The organism is Methanobrevibacter sp. V14, from assembly GCF_963082475.1.
Taxonomy (GTDB): Archaea; Methanobacteriota; Methanobacteria; order Methanobacteriales; family Methanobacteriaceae; genus Methanocatella.
This window is the reverse complement of record NZ_CAUJAM010000008.1, coordinates 60,216-82,081: the sequence shown is the minus strand read 5'-3', so window position 1 is coordinate 82,081 and position 21,866 is coordinate 60,216. Positions and strand designations below refer to the sequence as shown.

Annotated in this window: 17 protein-coding genes and 1 tRNA gene; 2 read left to right on the top strand and 16 right to left on the bottom strand. The window is 32.3% G+C overall.

The window, feature by feature from the left end; translation table 11 throughout:
• Nucleotides 1-6 precede the first annotated feature (6 nt).
• From Q9968_RS06225 to cfbD, 10 genes are all read right to left on the bottom strand, one after another.
• Complete coding sequence (locus Q9968_RS06225; protein WP_305514555.1) at nucleotides 7-2,496, bottom strand: heavy metal translocating P-type ATPase; 2,490 nt, start codon at nucleotides 2,494-2,496, stop codon at nucleotides 7-9.
• A 279-nt stretch (nucleotides 2,497-2,775) separates the two neighbouring features.
• Nucleotides 2,776-3,987 carry an amidohydrolase family protein gene (locus Q9968_RS06220; protein ID WP_305514553.1) on the bottom strand — a complete coding sequence of 404 codons (1,212 nt, stop codon included), beginning with the start codon at nucleotides 3,985-3,987 and terminating at the stop codon, nucleotides 2,776-2,778.
• Nucleotides 3,988-3,994: 7 nt separating this feature from the next.
• Entirely contained in the window at nucleotides 3,995-4,384 is a 390-nt protein-coding gene (locus tag Q9968_RS06215) for a DUF126 domain-containing protein (RefSeq protein ID WP_305514552.1), read from the bottom strand.
• Nucleotides 4,385-4,392: 8 nt separating this feature from the next.
• A complete protein-coding gene (locus Q9968_RS06210) occupies nucleotides 4,393-4,899 on the bottom strand; it encodes a zinc ribbon domain-containing protein (protein WP_305514550.1) in 507 nt (168 codons plus the stop codon).
• Between the two features lie 8 nt (nucleotides 4,900-4,907).
• Complete coding sequence (truD, locus tag Q9968_RS06205; protein WP_305514548.1) at nucleotides 4,908-6,164, bottom strand: tRNA pseudouridine(13) synthase TruD; 1,257 nt, start codon at nucleotides 6,162-6,164, stop codon at nucleotides 4,908-4,910.
• Nucleotides 6,165-6,183: 19 nt separating this feature from the next.
• Nucleotides 6,184-6,257: transfer RNA gene (locus tag Q9968_RS06200), tRNA-Arg, on the bottom strand.
• A 267-nt stretch (nucleotides 6,258-6,524) separates the two neighbouring features.
• Nucleotides 6,525-6,968 (bottom strand): hypothetical protein, encoded by a 444-nt coding sequence (locus tag Q9968_RS06195; protein ID WP_305514546.1) that lies wholly within the window; start codon nucleotides 6,966-6,968, stop codon nucleotides 6,525-6,527.
• Between the two features lie 91 nt (nucleotides 6,969-7,059).
• Complete coding sequence (locus Q9968_RS06190) at nucleotides 7,060-8,424, bottom strand: AIR synthase-related protein (RefSeq protein WP_305514544.1); 1,365 nt, start codon at nucleotides 8,422-8,424, stop codon at nucleotides 7,060-7,062.
• A gap of 3 nt (nucleotides 8,425-8,427) precedes the next feature.
• Nucleotides 8,428-9,024, bottom strand: coding sequence for an imidazole glycerol phosphate synthase subunit HisH (gene hisH / locus Q9968_RS06185; RefSeq protein ID WP_305514542.1), 597 nt, complete (start codon nucleotides 9,022-9,024; stop codon nucleotides 8,428-8,430).
• Entirely contained in the window at nucleotides 9,021-10,094 is a 1,074-nt protein-coding gene (gene cfbD / locus Q9968_RS06180) for a Ni-sirohydrochlorin a,c-diamide reductive cyclase catalytic subunit (RefSeq protein WP_305514541.1), read from the bottom strand. Before cfbD ends, hisH begins: the two co-directional genes overlap by 4 nt.
• Before the next feature lie 88 nt (nucleotides 10,095-10,182).
• On the opposite strand from cfbD, the gene Q9968_RS06175 reads away from it, so the two are divergent.
• Nucleotides 10,183-10,584 carry a C-GCAxxG-C-C family protein gene (locus Q9968_RS06175; RefSeq protein ID WP_305514539.1) on the top strand — a complete coding sequence of 134 codons (402 nt, stop codon included), beginning with the start codon at nucleotides 10,183-10,185 and terminating at the stop codon, nucleotides 10,582-10,584.
• 93 nt (nucleotides 10,585-10,677) lie between these two features.
• Here Q9968_RS06175 and Q9968_RS06170 read toward each other — a convergent pair whose 3' ends face one another.
• From Q9968_RS06170 to Q9968_RS06145, 6 genes are all read right to left on the bottom strand, one after another.
• Complete coding sequence (locus Q9968_RS06170) at nucleotides 10,678-11,016, bottom strand: DUF2149 domain-containing protein (protein WP_305514537.1); 339 nt, start codon at nucleotides 11,014-11,016, stop codon at nucleotides 10,678-10,680.
• Nucleotides 11,017-11,024: 8 nt separating this feature from the next.
• Nucleotides 11,025-11,666 carry a MotA/TolQ/ExbB proton channel family protein gene (locus tag Q9968_RS06165; protein WP_305514535.1) on the bottom strand — a complete coding sequence of 214 codons (642 nt, stop codon included), beginning with the start codon at nucleotides 11,664-11,666 and terminating at the stop codon, nucleotides 11,025-11,027.
• Nucleotides 11,667-11,683: 17 nt separating this feature from the next.
• Nucleotides 11,684-12,349 carry a DUF2162 family putative transporter gene (locus tag Q9968_RS06160; RefSeq protein ID WP_305514533.1) on the bottom strand — a complete coding sequence of 222 codons (666 nt, stop codon included), beginning with the start codon at nucleotides 12,347-12,349 and terminating at the stop codon, nucleotides 11,684-11,686.
• 13 nt (nucleotides 12,350-12,362) lie between these two features.
• Nucleotides 12,363-12,905 carry a hypothetical protein gene (locus Q9968_RS06155; protein WP_305514531.1) on the bottom strand — a complete coding sequence of 181 codons (543 nt, stop codon included), beginning with the start codon at nucleotides 12,903-12,905 and terminating at the stop codon, nucleotides 12,363-12,365.
• 133 nt (nucleotides 12,906-13,038) lie between these two features.
• The gene (locus tag Q9968_RS06150; protein ID WP_305514528.1) at nucleotides 13,039-15,996 is read right to left on the bottom strand and encodes an FmdE family protein; all 2,958 of its coding nucleotides are present in this window, start codon (nucleotides 15,994-15,996) and stop codon (nucleotides 13,039-13,041) included.
• 526 nt (nucleotides 15,997-16,522) lie between these two features.
• Nucleotides 16,523-17,896: an MATE family efflux transporter gene (locus Q9968_RS06145; RefSeq protein WP_342765950.1), complete on the bottom strand. Its 1,374-nt coding sequence runs from the start codon at nucleotides 17,894-17,896 to the stop codon at nucleotides 16,523-16,525.
• Nucleotides 17,897-18,105: 209 nt separating this feature from the next.
• Between Q9968_RS06145 and Q9968_RS06140 the strand changes: the two genes are divergently transcribed.
• Complete coding sequence (locus tag Q9968_RS06140) at nucleotides 18,106-21,789, top strand: PQQ-binding-like beta-propeller repeat protein (protein WP_305514524.1); 3,684 nt, start codon at nucleotides 18,106-18,108, stop codon at nucleotides 21,787-21,789.
• The last annotated feature ends 77 nt before the right edge of the window (nucleotides 21,790-21,866 follow it).

Genomic DNA, 21,866 nt, shown 5'->3' with positions numbered 1-21,866 from the left:
AATCAATTAATTTTTACTTCTTTTTATTTCAGGAACATATCTCTTAAGCATCAGTGAAAGAGATATGACTGTTACAGAACTCATTGCCATTGCAAGACCTGCAAGAGCAGGTTCGAATGTTATTCCGAATGCCGGATATAAAACTCCCGCTGCAATTGGGATTAAAAGTGAATTATATGCAAATGCCCAGAAAATGTTTTCCTTAATTCTGCGCATTACTTTTTTAGAGAATTGCACAGCTGCAACAACATTTTCTAAGTCCCCTTCCATTATGACAATATCTCCACTTTCCATAGCTATATCAGTACCATTACCCATGGCAACACCAATATCAGCTTGTGTAAGCGCCGGTGCATCATTAATACCATCTCCAACAAATAAAACTTTCTTAGTGTTATTCGCCTGAGTCTTTTTAACAATGTCTAACTTATCTTCTGGAAGAACACCTGCCTCAATATTATCAATTCCAACTTCCCTAGCAACATTTAAAGCAGTAGATTCATTATCCCCTGTAAGCATATATGTCTTAACACCCATGTTATGCAATTCATCAATTGTTTTTTTAGAATTAGCTTTGATTTTGTCAGACAAACTTAAAAGGCCTTTTACAGATTTATCCCTAGCTAAAAAGATAATAGTTTTACTTAAACTTTCAAGCTCATGATATTTATCAACAAGCTCATCTGAAATTTCAACATCATAATCATCCATTAAAGCCATATTACCTGCAAGAACCATTTCCCCATTTAATTCGGCTTTGAGGCCTTTACCTGCAACATTTTCAAAACCGGTGATTGGATAAAGTTCCAAATCTAGCTCTTTTGATTTATTTACAATAGCTTTAGCAATTGGGTGAGTTGAATTTTGCTCAATACTTGCTGCAAGTTTAATCAAATCATCCTCAGACCCATCATATGCCATAACATCATCTACTTCCGGTTTACCTTCAGTAATTGTTCCAGTTTTATCAAAAGCAGCTACATCAATTTGACCTGCGTTTTCCAAGGTATCCCCATTTTTAATTAAGATACCATATTCCGCGGCTCTTCCAACACCTACTGTAACCGCTGTTGGAGTAGCTAGCCCTAATGCACACGGACATGCAACTACCAGAATGGATATCAAACATGTAAGTGAGAACAATAAAGTTCCTCCCAACACAAAATACCATATTGCGAATACCATAATAGCTATTGATAAAATAACCGGAATGAAGTATGATACAATTGTATTTGCGAATTTTTGAACTGGAGGCCTTGAGGATTGTGCCTTTTCAACTAAACGGATAATATTTGATAAAACTGTTTCTTTACCAATTTTTTTAGCTTTAATATGCAAAACACCATCCTGATTAATAGTTCCGGCAAAGACCTCTTCACCGTCTTTTTTGACTTTAGGAATTGGTTCACCATTAATCATTGATTCATCAACATAAGATCCCCCACCAACAACATCCCCATCTACAGGTATTTTGTCACCGGGTTTTACTAAAAGTAAATCATCAATTACAATATCAACAATGGAAACTTCTTTTTGAGAGGCAATCTCGCCATTTTCATCTAATTCAATTGATGTTGCAACAGTTGGTTGAAGACCAATTAATTCACGAATTGAATCAGAGGTACGTTTTTTAGCTCTAGCTTCAAGATATCTTCCAATCATTAAGAATGAAGGAAGCATTACAGCTGAATCATAAAACATGAAAGTGTGGTCTAAAACAATACCAAAAGTTCCAAAAATACTTGATACATATGCAACTAAAATACCCATGGAATACATTACATCCATATTCAAGTTTTTATGCATTAAACCGTTGATTCCTGCTTTGAGGATCGGTAAGGAAATGTAGAAAAATGGTCCTATACTTACAATCAATGATAACAATCCCATAGAGGATATGTGAATTCCAGTAGCTTCATGAATGTTATGGGTCAAACCCATTAAAGGATCCCATCCACTAAACATTAAAATCATTAAAATTACGGAAAATATCAAACCAACAATGATTCTATTCATTTTCTCTTTTAAATCTTGCTGGTATATAGCTTCTTCATCAATTTCTGTTTGACCTTCAACACCTAAAAGTTCAAAGCCTAAAGAAACAATCACCTCTTCAATTTCATCTAATGTTACTTTAGAAGAGTCATAACGTATTTTTGCTGTTTGTGAAGTCAAATCAGCTTTAACATCAAAAATACCATCTAACCTTATTAGGTAATTCTCAACATTCATTGTACATGACGCACAATGCATACCTTGGATTCTTATAGTCATTTCATCTGTATGAAGTTCAAAGCCAAGGTTTTTAACCAACCTTTCCATGTCTTCATAAGAAATTTTTTTAGTGTCTATTGTAATATGTAGTTTATTAGCTGACAAATCCGCATCAACTTCTTCTACACCATCAATTTTTCCAAAAGTTTTATTAACACTTAAAACGCATGAAGCACAGTGCATTCCTTCAATTGGCAAATCCATACGTTTATGTTTTACCATTCCATCACAACCGTTTCTATTATATAAAACATAATATTGCTTTTAACCATTATAAAAGTTTAGGTTAAACAAAACCTGCAACAGTGCCAGATAAAAAAAAACTGTTAGATTAAAAAAGAGTAAAATTAAATATAAATCAGCTAGTCAAAAATGAAGCATTAATAATAAGATTTACGTGCAATTACGCATACTTTACATATTTCCCTGCACTACCAACTTCAACTGCAAAGTATTGAAACAATCATACTGATACAATATGGATATTGATTGCAACCAGCATCAATTTTTAACTTCCAAACCATCCTGAATAACTCTCAAAATATTATCATTATTACTTAAAACGCTAATGTCCTCTAAAGGATTTGAATTAACTAAAATTAAATCTGCAGCATAATTTTCTTTAACTAATCCCAAGTTGTCAAATCCTAAAAATTCAGCAGATCTGACTGTGCCACTAGCTATTGCTTCATCTTCACTCATTCCAATATCAGTTAAATGAACTAATTCCTCTAAATTATGTCCATGAGGAATAACACCACTGTCAGTTCCCATTAATATATTAACCCCTTCCCCATAGGCAAGCGATATGTTTTCTTTGTGAACTTTAACTATCTCTTTTAGTTTAGATGATTTTTCATTCGCATATCTGTCCCATACTGGAAAACCGTTTTTATATAAGAAATTATGAACAAGCAATGTCGGAACAAGACTGACATTTTTTTCAACCATTCTTTTAGAAGTTTTTCTATCAATGAATGTTCCATGTTCAATTGAGCTAAATCCTGCATCTATACAATTATTAATGCCTTTTAAACTATGGCAATGAGCTGAAACTTTCATGTTGGTGGATTTAGCTTCACATGCTATTGTTTTTAACTCACTTTTGTTAAATTCAGCAAATTCCGGTGAAGTATTTGCCGTCAATACTCCTCCACTTGCCATTACTTTAATAAAATCAGCACCTGCCCTTTTAACTTCACGAGTCTTTTTTAAGACTTCTTCAACACCATCGCATCTCCCTTTAGGAAAACCAGGATACCTTATTTCCATATCCCAACCAGAAGGCAGGAATAAATCAAAATGTCCCCCAGTTATGACTAATGGAGTTATTGACAAATGTACTTTTGGAGCTATGAATAATTTTTGTTTTTGAGCTAATTTAAAACTTAAATCAGCAGATCCGCAATCTCTAATTGTTGTAACGCCTGCATTAATTGTTTGCAAAGAATGAGGTACTGCATTGTAAAAATGAATTCCTAATGGATTTGCCATATTTTCTTGCTTGTGAAAACCCTTTGCAAAAATATGAGCATGGCAATCAATAAATCCTGAGAGCAAATAATTATCTTCTCCATCAATAACTTTTCCATCTGCTTTTATTTTACTTGATGAGATTTCTTTAATTATTTTATCTTCGATTAAAATACTTTGATTTGTTTTAATCTCTTCAAATGGATTTACAATATTTACATTTTCAATTAGGGTTTGCATAATTTCACTATAATATCTCTATCGTTCCATTATCCCCATCAACTTCCACTAATGTTCCTGTTGTTAAATTTCTAACATCAGATGGAGAGTCAACCATTGGGATATCAGACATTATGGCGCCAGTTGCTATTATTGGTTCTGCATTTAAGCAAATAATTGCTTTAGGAGCCGTATTGTTTTTCATCATTTGAAAAATTACATAAGATCCAACAGTAGAACCTTTTCCGCCTGGAATAAATAATACCTTATCTTTAATGATTTTTCCTTTCAATTCATGATTTGGATCGATTATCTCACCATTTTCAGGATTTACTCCTCCTAAAAAACTAATCGGCTCTGATGAAACAATTAATTTGCCTTTTCCTTTTCCTTTTGATATATTTCTACATTTAATCATAAAATCACTCAAAATAGTCTATCTACAACCTCTTCACCACGATTTAAAGCATTGATTGATATTATAGTGTCAATTAATGCCCAAACCCAAATAATAATTACAAATAAAATACCTATTAAACATAAAATCAAGAATACCGATACAATATAAGCTATTAAAAATATTGCTCCCTTATTATCAAGCCCTAAATAAATTTGACCTAATCCCGGTATGAAAACACTTAAAATAACAGCTAAAAGTGTGTTTTTATCACCGACATCCTTTTTAGAGTTAATTTTTTGAGATGTTAAATCCTGACCACAATTTGGACAAAAATGAAAATCACAGGACAACTCATGACCACAATTAAAACAGGATGCGGATTTATCTTGATTTTCAGCATTTAAAGCATTGCCTTCCACAATAGGTTTAGATTCTATTTTAACTGGTTCATCAATATTTGAAATGTAAGCTCCACAATTTTTGCAAAATTTATTTTTTGGAACTTCTTTTCCACAATCTGGACAAATTACCATTATTTCACCTAGATTACCTCAACTTTCATAATTTCTCTTAAAACTGCAGTAGCATATGAACCTTTATTGATTGAAAATTCGCACAAAACACCATCATCTGTTGGTGTTGCACCAGCATCCCAAACTTGGAATCTCATGAATCTTCTAAGACCCTGACTTCCTAAACGCGGCATTTTTGGAACTTCAAAATCTTCTTTAGTAAGATTATAACCTTTCAATACATTTCTTTCCATCTCTCCAACTACTCCCCCTGCGTATGGAACTTTAGTACCATATAATGGACAGGTCGGATTTGCTTCAAAATTATCAATGAGTTTCTGATACTCCTCAGGACTTTTATCATAGACAATGTGTTCTTCTCTGTCAATGACAATATCTCCTTCAATGTATTTATCAATTCCCATAGCTACACGATTACTTACAGCTTCATTAAATAAATAAGATTGATAAGCATGTACAAACATTCTTTGTAAAGGTTTCGGGAGTGCATGTAAAGCATTTTTATATGATTTATCAGTTAATTCGCCTTTTTTAGAATCTTTAATTAACTCACGAATCATCATTTTTTCATATCTCATTCCCTTACCCATTAAATTTAGAGATTCTTCAAGGTTTCCATCATCATAAGCTTGTCTTGCCATTTGATTTTCTTCATGTTCCTCTTCAGATGGTCCGCCAATATATCTGTCTACAGCCTTTTTTAAGTCATTTTCGATTAAAGCTTCACCAACCAAATGAGTATTTGTTCTAGGTTTCCCGAATCTCTGCCAGCCAAAGTAATTAGGAACGCCGGTAGTTTGTAACTCATTTAGGACATCATTAGCAATCCCTGCGGATTTCTCTATATCATCTAAATCTTTAATTAAGATTTTGAATTTATTTCCTTTAAGCTGCCCCATTCTGAGTTTTTTACGACCACGAACAACTTTTAAAAAATCAGTTTTGTAAATATCTAAATTTTGAACTTGTTTCATTTGTTCTTCCGAATCCATATTTGCAATACAAATCCATTGACGGGTTAAAGCTTTTTTATCTTTCATTCCGGCGAATCCCAATCTTTTTCTTGAGATATGTAAGTCTCTTGAAATATCTAGGGCAATATCTAATGTAGTTCTTCCTAATTTCTCAATCCAGATATAAATATTTGGACCTTCGCCAGACGGAACAATTTCTGGAATTTCCTCTACATAAAAATCTTCATATCTATTTCTAATAGTTCCCCCAATTCCTTTTTGAGGAGTAACATAAGTATCAGCATTTAACATAATAATCACGGAATTATAATGCCCTGGCCGGGATTTGAACCCGGGGAATGGGATCCGCAGTCCCATGTGTTATCCAAACTACACCACCAGGGCTAAACAAAATAAGATAACATATAAATGTAAGGTTTTTATAGTATTTAATGTTTATGAAATAATTTCATTCCTAGAAACTTAAGGTTATTCTTCTTTTTTATTTTTAATTTTTTTATTCCAGATTGACGATGTAGCACAACCATAAAATTAGATTTTTGTCTAATTAATATTAATTTATATATTTTTAAAATTCAAACTTTAAATTTAAATGTTTTTTATTATTTGATGTTATTATTGAACATGAAATGATTGTGTCAACTCCTCAAATTAATTTTCCCACACAGATAACGTGTAAGAATAATCCCCATAATTTCTTGTTGCTACATCAACGTCGGCAGCTTTTTTAAAATTCCCTCGAGAAGCCAGAATTTTCCCATCCAAAACATTATTCTCACATAACTTATAATTTTTAAGATTATATGAATTTAATTTATCCCTAGACATTTTAGAAACTTCTTTAATACTTTCTTTTGAATTATCCTCATCTTTTAAAATAGTTGAAATTTTACCAATGAATGTTTGGTCTGTAAAATCTATTTTTCCACTTAATGACTCCATAACATCTTGAGCAATCCTTATGTCTCTGCTTTCATAAGAATAATCATATGTTGGCATGGTTATTGCTGTGTTGACTACTAAAAATACGATTAAAAGTAAAAATACTGCAAGAAGTGCATCAATAATGTAAAATGACCCTTTAATATCTAACATGCTAAATAATTGGGATTTTAAATTTATAAAAAATTGCCAAGTGCGATTTTGTGCCTAGTCGCACTTCAGAAAAAAATAGGGAGGGAATTATTTAATTTCCTTTAATGTATTCAATGACTTTATCTTTTTTGGCGATAGCTTCATCTGAAGCTTTTTGAACCTTTTGCTTCATAAGTTCAAAGTCTTCAGGAGTAGTATCCCCAACCAATTTTTTAATTTTTGTATATGCTGCTTCCCTAAATAATGGAACTAACTTATCACTAGAACCATCTTCTTTGACTAAAATCGGTTCGCCAGAGTTATTAACTTGCCCAATTTCAGATATAGCAACATCGTATTTGCTAACAGCTTTTTTAACATCATTTGAAATTTCAGGAGGTGCAATTAACATCAATGAATCTGTTGAAACCCCTAATGGATCAATATTTAAAGTTTCAAGCATGTTCAATACATTAGGAGCCACCATATCACGAATTTCTTTTTCGTAAAACTCCAATCCAACACCTGTAGTGTTTGATATTTCATGAGCATCTCCACGCAATCCCCCATTAGTTACATCAGTCATTGCATGAATGTCTTTGACCAAATCAGCTTCGAATAATGCATGTGACGCTTGAACAAAGTTAACATTCATTGTATCCCACACCACATCGAAAAATCCATTGTATAATGCGGTAGTTGTTATTGTTCCGCCGCCAGACCCTTCAGTTAAAAGAATTACATCTCCTTCAGTTGCCCCTTTTCTTGCAGTTGGAGGATAAGGCGAAACACCAACACTACCAGCAGCTGAAACAAACCTATCGCCTAAAACCATGTCCCCACCAACACGCAATGTACTTCCAGCAACTATTGGAACGTCAACTAGTTCAGACACCGTTGCAACACCTGCCATAAAGTCAAATATTTTAGCAACGTCTCCATCATCCGCTAGATGGACATCACTTAGAATAGCTACCGGGTCTGCTCCCATTACACAAACGTCACGAAGTGTTGCTCTTGTAACATGAAAACCGCCTAAAAACGGGTATTCACTTAATCTTGAATGTATCCCATCAACAGCTGTTGTAATATAAACTTCATCATCACTAACAGATGATTTAACAACACCCCCATCATCTTGTTCTGAAGGGTTAACTAATGATGTAGTGTTAGTTGAAGCTACAATTTCTGCTATTTTTCTGTGAACAAAAAAGTCTCCGGCTCCACGGGAACCTACCCCCATTTCACCCATCAAAACCTCGGATTTATTAACATTAACTATTTCTTTTAAAAATTCGTCATCACTTTCTTGTAATTTTAAAGTTGTTGAAACCTCATCAATTACAGCTTTTGCCATTTCCACTGAATTATCTTGTGAAATGTTTTTATACTCTCTAATACGTAAGGAGAGAATTTCAGCTAAATCATCATATGAATAATCCTCAATTCTTGCCCTTACAAATCCTTCAATATCCATTAATTATATCTCCAAATTAGTGAAGTTTTTAATAATCTTTAATCCTGCTTTTCCGCTTTTTTCCGGATGGAATTGTGTTGAAAATAAATTGTTTTGAGATAAACTTGCTACAATTTCTCCACCGTAATCACATACTCCGGCAATTATTTCATCATCATCAGGAACTACATGATATGAGTGAACAAAATAAAAGAATTCTTTGTCAATGCCTTCTAAAATTGGAGAATCATTGACTACTTTTAGTTGATTCCACCCCATATGAGGTATTTTTACATTCCCGGACAACAATTCCACATGTCCTTTAAACAAGTTTAAACCTTTAATTTCTGGAGATTCCTCACTTGACCCCATTAATACTTGTTGACCCAGACAAATTCCAAGAAATGGCTTGTTATCATTTACATGTTCATTTATTACATCTTCAAATGGTTTTAAATTCTCCATCGCACTACCAAATGCTCCAACACCAGGCAGTACCAAGTAATCGCTATCTGCAATAATTTCTTTATCATCAGTGATTTGATAATCAGCACCAATTTTTCTAAATCCATTGGAAATACTTTTTAAATTTCCACTTTTATAATCAATTATTGTTATCATTCTTTTAACCATCCGCTAGTTGACCTAATCATTTCGCCAAAGTCAGAAAATACGATTTTATCAGTTCCAAGTGTTTTTGAATGTGCATCAAGTTCTGCAACAACATGAGTATAACCTAAATCCTTTAAAGGTTCTACTAAACGTGGCCCATCGGTTACAGCTACTGATTCAATGTCAAATTCTTCGATTGGAAATGCATGAGGAACACCAAATACAACAATTAAATCTAAATCTTTATCTTTTAAATATTTGGCTGCAACATCTGCAGTTACAGGATATTCATCTAATCCTCCAGTAATAAAGTCAATATCCATTGGCAATTCTTCTTTGATATTCCTTGCATGACCTCTGATTCGTTCTAAACCTATATTTTCATCTAAATTGGCAACAACAATAGGTTTATTATCTTGATTAATTTCCGTGTAATCAAAATTAATAATATCTGCAAATAAATATGCAGTCTCTTTTTTGGCATTGTGAACAAAAGCTACATTTTTGCCCTCTTTAATGGCTTGAACAACGACTTTTGCAACACGTTCTTTAGAATCTCCAAAGTTTGGTTTGATATATCTGCCTTGAGCCATTCCACGAGTTTTTTCTACTTCCGTTGCTTTTTCAAGCATTTCAATTTGCCTGTCAGCTTCTTCACGAGGGATTACTCCACATTCAACAGCTGATTCTAAAACCATAATAGCTCCAATAGTATTATCCCCTTCACCTGATCCTCCATGAGATTCGACAGGGATAACTGTACAAGGCAAATCAGCATTAGCTATTGCTTCTTTTAAGTCTTCTCCAATAATCATGCTTGCACATGTTCCAACAACCCCCATTAATTTAGGTTCAAACATGTCATAAGCCTTAATTAAAGTTTCTTCCAGTTTTTCACCAGCGCCTAAAATAAAATCGTTTTCGGCCATTGCAGTTGTTAGAACTCTTACTCCATCACTTTCCAATAGTCTTCCAGTTCTAAAACAACAACCATTTGGCCCATGCATAATAATAACATCGACATTCATATCTCTTAGGGTATAAAGAGAAGCCGCAATTGGACTTGGTCTTGGATGCATTTTCTTATCAACTCACTATTTTCACTAAATAACTATTTAATATTCATTGTTAATATAATTTATATAATAATATGTGGGAGATTGTAGTATGAAACTTGATAAAAAAATTTTAGAAGAAAAAATTAGGGAATATAGAACATTTAAAAGCTGTTCCGAATCAACTTTAATGGGTCTTTGTGAAACTGCTGAGGCGGACATAACTCCTCAAGAAATGACAAAATTATCTTGTGGATTTGCAGGAGGAATGGGCGGAACATTTGATGAAGGAACCTGTGGCGCAGTAACTGGTGCATTAATGGCCAACGGTATTTTAAATGAAGCTCCTCCAATCATTAAAGAAAATGCAAAAGAAATTTTTAATGCTTTTAAAGATGAATATGGCACTGTTAGATGCGATAAAATAACTAATCATGGGAAGGATAAATCACCCTGTGTTGACTGTTGCGTATTTATTGCAAATAAAGTAGTGGATTTATTAGATAAACAATAATTCCTCACCATATTATATTTTATCATGATTTTAAGCATCACTTTAATTAAAATATAACATGCCCTAAAAAGTTTAAGGTTTAGTTTAATATAATTAACCTTCAACCATGATCAATTTGCCCGTTTCAGAATCTTTATAAACTTTACCCATTTCAGTATAACCACTACCTGATGATTTACTTAAATCAGGAGTGTCTTCTAATTCTTCACCCTGATCTACTTGTGAAACTTCGTTTATAGCATCTTTAACTTTTTGTCTTTGTTGTTCATCCATATTTTCATTAAAGACAATATTTTGCATATTCCATGAAATTACTAAAAATATTAACAACCCTACAGCAATTACTAACATTGCATCAACAAGATTAGTTGTCCCTGCCATTGGATCTTCTTCACCATGGCTTAGAAATTTTCCTTTTCTTCTACGAATCATGAAATCATCTAATCCTTTAAATTTTCTAAAACCGCATTGACAAATAGTTGCAAATTAGAAGAATATTCTTCATACCATCTACGTCTAATTTTAGCAACAACATAAGCAACCGCACCAGCTCCAATACCCACAACAGTTGTATCAAATGCTACAATGATTGCATTAGCTAATGTAGATACGTCTCCACTACCCAACGCTGCAAGACCCGAACCCATTGGTATTAAAGTTCCCATTAATCCTAAAGTCGGGCCGATACGTGTAACAATATCAAGTCTTTCAAGAGATTTTGCCATGACTACCTCTTCATCTTCAATCAAATTTAAAGCCCATGATTCTCTTGATTCAATTGAAAGAGAATGTGCATTAACTACTTTCAATAATACTTCCTTTTGATTATCATAAATTTCAGAATTGCTGACAATGCTTTTAAGTTCGTCTATAGAACTGGCATTGACCAATGAAAAAATTAATTTCTCCTTATATTCTCTATTCAATTTAATACGACAATTATAATCTGAAATTAACCCTCCAAATGCAAATATTGCAAAAACAGCAAATATTAATAAGAAAATAATTACCGGAATCTGTAAACTCTGAGATACAACATTTAATGCTGCGATTAACAATTCACTTCCTGGAATACTTACCACATAAAACACCACATAAATTATTTAAATAAAGTATTTTTTTTATTATATAATAAACCTAAACTAACCACTACAGCCAATAACACAATAGTAAGAATGATTGATTCTATAGAAACAATATTTATCGGTTTCATAGTATTAACATCCAAAGCAACGAGGTTTGGAATGAATAAAGAAACTACCAAAAAATAAATTCCAAAAATAAAATAGAATTTACCCAAATATTCATAAGAATTACTTAAAATTTTCAATTTTTTAATAGCGAATACCGCAATTACCAATGAATTAAATAAGCATGTTGCCAATAACGTTATTTGAATATCTCCCCAACCATTTAAAACATTTTTAGATAAAATACATGTAAATGCGATTAATACAAAGGATAAATAAGACAATGAAATAACTTTATTTACATCCTTACTTTTATTAATCAAATATCCAATGAAAATTAAAATAGATGAAATTACAAACAGCAATAAATAATTATACGAACCAATAGCCAAATTTAACTGATCATTATATAAATTCATTAAATAAATTAATATTAACATGACCATTATTGAAACGATAGAAAATTTAACCATATATTTTTTAGAAACATTTAAACCTAAAATCAACCCAATAACAATAGAAAAAATTATTATAGAACCTATAAAAGCTATAGACCATAATGAACTAAAAACCATAATATCTCCATAATTATTCCTTAGTGAAAAATTTTGACATCACAACCGCTATGAAAAATCCACACATCAATACGATTACAAATAAAATTATATTGTTTATATTGAACAAATCATTATTTTCATCATCATTATCAGAAATATTTGTATCATTGCTTGCTTTATCAGTACTGTTTTTTTCAATTGTTGAATTATCTTTCACTTCCAAAACACCAGATGAAGACTCGTCAGAACTTAATTGATTTGGATTGCTAGAAGAATAACTAGAACCACCTGAATGAGAATTTCCAGAACTGCCAGAAGATGCAGAACCTCCAGAAGAAGCAGAATTACCAGATGAGCTAGAACTTGAACTACTTGAAGAACTATGGCCACTAGATGAGCTAGAACTAGAACTTCCAGAAGAACCAGACCCTGAATCAGAAGGATGAGAAGGAGTTTCTACAGTTACCTCCTCAGCATACTCAGAACCATGTCCTGGATGAGCACATACACTAGTTGAAACAAATGATATGATAAAAATTATTGTTATCAACAATGCCAGTCTTTTATATTTCATTAAATCACCATTTTATAATTAAATTTAATTAAACAAACCTATAATAAAAATTTATTTAATTAAATTCAACCAAATTATTAAAATAAAAAAATAATAACTCAATTGAATGAGTTATTAATTAATATGTTTAGTTTTATTTACGTCTCATGTAACCTAAACCTAATACAATTCCAATTGCTAAAATACCTATTAAAGCATATAAAAGATTATTGGAATCTGTAGATTGTGTTTCAATAGATTTTGAAACTTCATAAGATTTTGACTTACTGTCTGAACTTTGATCAGCTTCAGAATCTTCTAAAGGTTGTGAACTGTCTCCAACATTTACAGGTTCTTTACTTGTAGCTGCATTTGCATGACCATAATATCTACTTTGAGATGGATTAGATGACCTAGCATCAGTGGACTTAGAATGACCATTTGAATTAGATCTGGAGCCATCAGATTTTGCATTAGATGTAGTGTTAGATTTTTTAGTATTGTCTTTGGTATTGTTTTTTGTCTTATCTTTATTATTATCTGCAATAGACTTTAATAAATCTTCTTTAGTAACATTGTTAAGACCTTTAACATATCTAATAACGGAATCATCAGCACCTTGCTTTAATTTATTAAATTGTTCTTCATTAATCCATTTTTCACAGTCTGTAGAAACAATAGGGCGTGATTTAATATTTGGATTATTTACCCCATTATACAAATCAATGTAAGCCTCGATTTGAGCAGCACGTTTAGCTTCAGAGGTACTGTACATACTTGTATCAATGTCACCCCATTTGAAACTTAAAATAGAAACCTTACCAACTTTAAGATTATTATCCCATACCACAAGAACACCCTGGTAAGTTCCGCCAGCAATATATTCAGATACAGTTTCATTATTAGGTAATTTTTTAACTAAAAAAGTACCCATACCTGGAGAAATACCTAATAAATAAGTCATACTGTCATCCTTACAGAAAGTAGTTGAAGCAATGTAAGTATATGATTCATTTTCACCTAAAGGATATTTCTTTTGAATGTGGTCAGTTATAAAGAATCCCGGTTGTACACCCGGACATACATGATTGTGGTATAAGAAAGACAATATTTGATCAAATGCTGGGTGAGATCTCCATGCATTTGCAATAGTCTGAATACTGAACCAATTTCCATCTGGCATGAAAGATTTTGGAATAGCTTTTACTTTTGCAGAGTTATTTAAAGTATCAATGCCTATGTTTATTACTTTATCACCATCAAGTTCCCCTACAAAGAATGATCCATTAACATTGTATCTAAGATATGCTGCATGAATTTCTTTTGTGTCCGGATGACGTAAGATAAATGCAAACCATAATGGCTTCCAAAGTGCTTGGTGGTATTGTAACATGTTTTTACTGTATAAACTAGTGCCTAATACTTCATGAAGACCATCACGAACTAAAACTGTTTCTTGACCTTTCAAGTAAACATAACCTGCTGAAGTAAATACTGCAAAGTCAACATTATCTCTGTCAATATCAATACCTAATTCATTTTTGAATAACTCTTTTCCTTTTTTAGCTGCATCAATACCAATTTGTTTCATTTGAGCATCAGTTAATGTGCCTTTAATAGTATCAGCATTTGTTCTTGTTGCTTTTGGTAAATTTAAAGATAAAATATATTTCATATCTAAACCATGAGCATCAATAGCTTGAATAGCATGACCATCTGCACTAACATCGGCATTTGTACCCATTAAATAATAATACTGTTCTGCAGTTAAATTAGTAAATTCATATAAAAAGTCAACTAAACATCCAGGATTTGTATTAATTTTTTTAATCCACCATGAACAGTATTTTAATTCTTCCAAACTTCCGGAATCTGGATTAATACCAGTTTCTTTTATGAAAGTATTTTTAACATTAGTGGAATTTAATGACATGATGATTAAATCACCAGTATTGGAACTAGCATACCATCTGATAAATCCAATCATATTCTCAGTTGCACCAGTTGCTGTGGTATCAACACCTACATAACCAGTTTTACCAATAGTTGCATCTAAGAAAAACATTGCTGCATCATCATCAGATCCTCCCGGAACACCAAGAATCTTGTATGAAGTTATATCGCCTGGAGAACCTGCACCTTCAGATTGGGTTTCTTTTACAGGAGGGTAATATTTTAATAAAGCTTGCACAATACTAAATCCGCCTAATGTTCCTTCACAAATATGTCCATGGAATGCACCTTCCTGAAGCACTTCTCTTGAAACACCTGCAACCCAACCATTTGCTAAACTTGCAAATGCCCATGCGTTCTTACCTTTAATAGACTTAAAGTAAGTATTCCATTGCTTTTTGGTCATATTTTCAGAAATAGTACCCAAGTAAGAGTGTTTTGTTGACCCGTTCTCAAATATTGCTGCTTTTAATTGATTTCCTTTTTTAGTTATAAAAGCAAAGTCAATCGGATCTACAGCAGATTGGCGTAGCATTAAAACATCGGTATAAGCTATATGGTTACCATAATTTATAATACCCTCTATTGCCTCTTCACTGCATTTGCCATATAATTTAGCTACACCAGCTGAAGTGACAATAAGAATATCATCGGCATTTTTGAAATCTAATAATTTATCTGCTGATTCAGTAACTGTTTTTCCTAATTCATAAGCTTTTGTAGCTTTTAAATCAAATGAAACAAGGTTAGTTAAATCTGCACCACTAATTATTTTAGATTGACTAACATATCCAGATGTCATTGCAGTAATATTATAACTGCCTGCCAAAGCATCTTTAATATTTAGAACATAATTTTTATCATTCACATTATAATTTTTTGTAAAATTAAGGTAGTTTCCATTAGAAACTACATAAAAATCAGGAACTAATTTATTTGCATCATCAGAATATTGATAATTAACTTTTACCTCAACAGAAGTAGTATTGCCGGATCCAGAATCTTTCAAAATATTTGAAGATTGAGAATCAGAAACTTGTTCGTTAATATCATCATTAGAACTTGATATTGCATCCGAATAAGATGCTGAATCAATACCTAAAGCGGCATTATCAAATGCATCTGCATCACCTGCACAAACTGCACCTGTTACAAACATTAAGAATGTAATAAGAGTAATGAATAAAAGTAGTTGTTTTCTAATATTTTGACCTCCAATTAATTTTTAACATATTCCCAACAATCGAAATTTTATCAAGAATATAAGAATTGGTTTGAAATAATACATATATAAAGTTATTTAATACAATTCTATTATTTTTTATATAAAAAGTAATAACAACACCTATCAAACTTTTAAAAAAAATACCTATTAACAAAAAACAATAATTTAAATAAATTTAAAAAGAGATTAATGAACTATAAAATGATTATTATAAATTCAACCCATGATTAACAAAAATATCACGGATTAGAGAAAATTTAAAAAATAATACTTAACAATGACATATTAAAAATTAATATTACTTCCAGAATGATAAAAATAAAATGATTTAAATGGTGTTTTAAACTGATAAAAGACTAAAACAATATGAAATTTGGAAAAAAATAAATACAAATACCCCTACTGCCTAGTAGAAAGATTTAAATTATTTATTTTTAAAACAAATCTCTGTTCTCAATGATTAAATAACTGCATCATTTAAAGTTGTTTTTAACTTGCGAATGGTATATCTGGCATAAGCATAATTGAAAATAGATGCTATGATTCTACCAACTGCCAAACCTGTCCAAATACCAATTAACCCCCAACCAAATACAATTCCAAATAGATAAGTAAAACTTACAGTACAAATTAATTCTCTTATGATTGTCCACATAAGAGAAGTTGTTCCCCTACCAATTCCCTGATAGAAAAAGCTTGAAGGCATGCCAAAACCAACTAAAAGTAAACCAAAGGAAGCTATTCTTAAGAAATTTGTTATTTCAGGAGTTAAAGGAGCTGTATCTGGAGTATATGCAAAAATCAATGATAATTGCGGTGCAAATATTACTAAAATAAGCATGATTAGGACTGCAAATAGCATGGCGAATTTTGTACCATAACTATGGGTTCTTGACAAATAATCCCAATTTTTAGCGCCGAAAGCACTTCCACTAACAGCTGCAACTGCACTACCAATAGCTGTTAAAGGCATTATTCCAAACAAATACAATCTTTGACCAGATGTAAATGCTGCAATACCATATTCACCACCAACAGATGAAATAAATATCAAATAAAAACTCATTGCAAGTGACATCATAAACATGTCCAATGAAGATGGAATACCTACTTTTAAGATGTCTCGAGTTATTTCTAAGTCAAATCTAAATCCTTTAAAAGTAACATCAACATAAGTATCATTTTTAATTAAAATCCAATACATTATCACAATTGCAGCACCAATAGAACTCACTATTGTTGCAAGTGAAGCTCCAGTTGAACCTAAGTTTAAAACATAGATAAAAACAGGATCTAAAATAAAATTTAAAACAACAGAGACTATCATTGCATACATTGCCCTTTTCATATCACCTTCCCCACGGAGAATCCCACTTCCCCCATTAGCAAAAATAAAAGCAAATAAACCTGCAAATAATGGTGTTGCATATTTAATTGCTTCAACTAATGATTGACCACTAGCACCGAATGCTTTAAGCAAAGGTTCCTGAATTATAAGCAAAATTATAGTCAAAATTATCGAAGCCATTAGTAAAATTACAATTGAATGTGTTGCTGACTTACTAGCTCTTTTATGATTTTTTGCTCCAACAGCACGACTAATACTGCTTGTCGCCCCATTACCTAACCCTACACTAACACCATTTAAAATCATGAATATTGGTGTTACAAAACCTATTCCTGCAATAGCAGTTTGACCTAATCCTGCAATCCAAATACCATCAACAATATTATATGATGCTGTTAAAAGCATGGATATCATTATTGGAATCGCTAGTTTTCTAACAGCAATTTCTGGCTTTCCTCTCATTAATTCAACATTTTTATTTGCAATAATAACTCCTCCCAATTCACTAATTAGTATGAGTTTTATCAAGTCGTCAACCTTATTTTTTCTAAAAACTCTTAGTTTCTATTTTATTAGCATATTACACATTAGATGGTAGTGATCCAATTTTTAGTGATACTCGAATATTATATACAAATCCTTTTTATATTCATAATAGAACTGTAATCCGGTTTGAATCTCATAGCCATAAATATTTGTCTATTAACTTTTACACAAATGATTTCTCAGTTACTTATCTAAAGAAAAATGATATGAATCAGTCTTCAGAGGCTATTTGGAGCCAATATCAAGGAAATAATAATAAAACGGGAGTTACTAATTATATTGGTCCATTAACTAATGTCAGTAAATGGTCTAATACAAATATTGTTAGTTCTGGTTCTGCAGTTATAGATAAAAATGGCCATATTTATGTGGGTAGTGATGATGGGTACTTGTATTGTTTAAATAATCAGGGTTTGGTTATCTGGCGTTATGGTACAACTAGTAAAATCATTTGCACACCAACTATTGGAAGTGATGGTAATATTTACTTTACTAATTGGTTGAATAGTACGTTGTATTGTATTTCTCCAGATGGTGAATTAATGTTTAAATATAATTTAGGGGAATATAATACGGGTTCTAGTCCCATATTTGGTTATGACAATACATTATATGTTTTAAGTGGAAATGATAATATTTCTATATTATTTGCATTTAAAGATAATAATTTGTCATGGAATTGTACTTTACCTGCAATTACTGGTTCTACACCAACTATTGCTAATGATGGTACATTATATATGGTTTCTACCCATCATGAACTTGTTGCAGTAAACTGGGATGGTTCTGTTAAATTTGTAAAAGGAATATCTGATTTTGGTGTTATATTTCTCGCATATTCCGATACTATAAGCATTGGAGATAATGGATTACTTTATGTTTTAAATCAACCAGGTGAGGCAGCTATTTCTTTTAAACCTTCTCATGATTACAACATTATTAATGCATATTTACCTAATGGCACACGTGTTTGGTCTATTGGTGACAACACATGTATTTGGTCTAGTGGTGACAAATCTGCTTCTGGTACTCCATCATATTATAAAGGCATATTATACATTACAGGTCAAAAGAGTTTGACGGCCATTAATGCTTCTAATGGAAATATCTTATGGAGTCAAAGTATTGCTAATGCGAATAATTCTTTAAGTTCTCCATTAATTAGTGGTGATGAGATTATTTATTTATCTCAAGGTAATGTGGTATATGCTTTTAATTTAACCGGTGAGCAAATCTGGAATTATACTTTAACCGGTAAATATGGTGGGCCAATCAGTTTCAGTAGCCCTACATTATCTGATGACGGTACTTTGATTGTTACTACTAATCAGGGTATTTTTGCATTTAATGATATTTCAGCGGATTTCACTTATGAGCATGTGAATAATACTGAAAGGACTATTCAGTTTACTGATTTATCTACCCAAGGCAACAATACTTATTATTGGAGTTTTGGTGACGGTTACTATTCAAGTGAGCGGAATCCTTCACATGTATACAGTAAAGCCGGCAAATATCGTGTGGAACTATTGGTAACTCATGAGGGTATTAATCTTGCAAGAAATACAACAATTGTTGTTGAGTCATGGGATATTACTCCCCCTAGCCCAGTTTCTGCAAACATTAACGGTAAATCAACTAAAGGAGGAGTATTTGATGAAACTCAAAGTGTTGAGTTATCTGCAAGTGACGACTATAGTATAGCAAATATATACTACACAGTTGACGGATCCAATCCAATTGACAGTGCTACTCGCAGAACTTATGTCGAACCTGTTAGTATTGAAGCTTACACAGTTTTGAGGGCTGTTGCGGTGGATACTTCTAATAATTGGGGTAAAGTTTCCACTTTCACATTTAACATTACCGATAGTATTAATGTTAATGATAAAATCAATTCTACATTGATTCAAAATATTCAGAAATTATTGGATAATGCTGAAAAAGGTAGCAAATTCGTATTCGACTATGATACCCTTTATGGTGCTAATTTCACAATCAATAAGCCCTTAAACATTATCACTAACAATAATACCAAACTTGTCGGTAATGGTGTTCAGCCGGTTTTCACAATTGGTGAAAATGCAAAAGGCTCTTCAATCAACGGATTCACTATCATAAATGATGGAGCAGATGGAATACTGATTAAAAAAACAAAAAATATTTCAGTTAAGGATTCTATTGTATCTGCCAATGATGCAGTTGGAATCAATATCATAAACAGTACAAACACTTTAGTTAAAGATACTAAAGTGAATAATTCCACTAATGGTGTAATTGTTAATAAATCAAGTAACACTAAATTGGAAAGAATTAATGTCAAGAATAGTTATGATAATGGTGTTTGGATTTTAAACAGTAAAAAAACTACTTTAAAAGATTCTTTATTGGAAAATAATGGTCAGGACCCATACCTCAGCAGTGCTCATCAAGTACTATTGTATGGTTCTGGTGACACTACTTTGCTAAATAATAGAATCAATTATGGTGTTTTTGGCATACGTTTAAAAAACAACAACAATGGAGTAATTATTGACAAAAATACTGTTTATGAAGGTGTTGGTGATGCAATACTTTTGGAAGGCAGATTCAGTAACGTGAACATTACAAGAAATGATTTGGATGGCAGTTTCATGGGAATTAACTTTAACGGTTATAGTGAGAATGTAAATGTTGTAAGTAATCTTGTCCATAATATGCATTCACATCCTGGTGAACCGGATTCAGGTGCCGAATACGATGCATTCTATGGATTTAAGCATGGAACTGACTTATATGGTTGTTATTGTAATTGTATTCAGGTATGGGAGTTAGCTGATAACTTCCATAATGCTGTTCATATTGAAAATAATGTTTGCATCAAAACAGAGCACCGTAGCTGGGAGTCAAGAAAAACACATACCTACACTCAATCAGGTTGTAATGGATACGGTTATAATTTATGGGATGGATCAGACTCATACACTGGAATGACAAATGGTGCAACATCATACATTAAAGGTTTTGTTGATTTGGTTATTGACCGTGTAGGGGACTCATCTTACAGGTTAAGATTAATCAATAGACTAACTAATGATTATTTGTCTGATATTCCGGCATTTGATGTTAAGTTTACTGCAGGTTCATATTCACAAACCGTTAAATTCGTTGACAATCAGGCTGTTGCAACATTTGATGTTGCATCAGCTATAACTAATATTATGGCTACAATATCATCTTATATCAGTCAGTCTACTTCCTGGAACATACCAATCAGTGATGGTTATTCATCTTCCAACAAGGATCATGATTCTGGTTATGAGGCCGGTGAGGCCATCAATAATCCTGATCCTAAAGTGCCAAGTATTGTTGAATACATCAAGGCTCATAGTGGCAATAATGGTAACGGTCATGGAACCGGTACCGGAAACGGCCAAGGCAGTGGTAACGGTCATGGCTCCTCAGGACATGGTGGTTCCAATATTAATGGTCGTGAAGGTGAAGTTAAAGGAAACTCCAACAACCTAATCAGAACAAATGGTGGAACTTCTCCATCCGTGGGTGTTCAGGCTGCTGCGGAAGGTTCTTCTGATTCAGTTGAAGGAGGTTCTGAGTCTGGTGAAACACAAGATTCTGCAAAGGCATATGAAGTCACTAAAGAAATTAGCAAAAACATTAATAATAATATGAAATTCATACTAGCTGTCATTTTATTCTATATAATCGTGATTTTAGGTTACGGTTATAAAAAGGGTAAAGATGATGGTGATGAAATTCAAGGTAAAGAAGAAAGACTAAAATCCTTTCCCAGATTCCCACAAATTTGTGGGAATCTGACTGTTGAATTTTTATAAAAGATATTTATTCATGTTTTTCTTTTCAATTTATGAATATGAAATTAGTTTAGAGGATTTGAAAATGCCATAGTTCT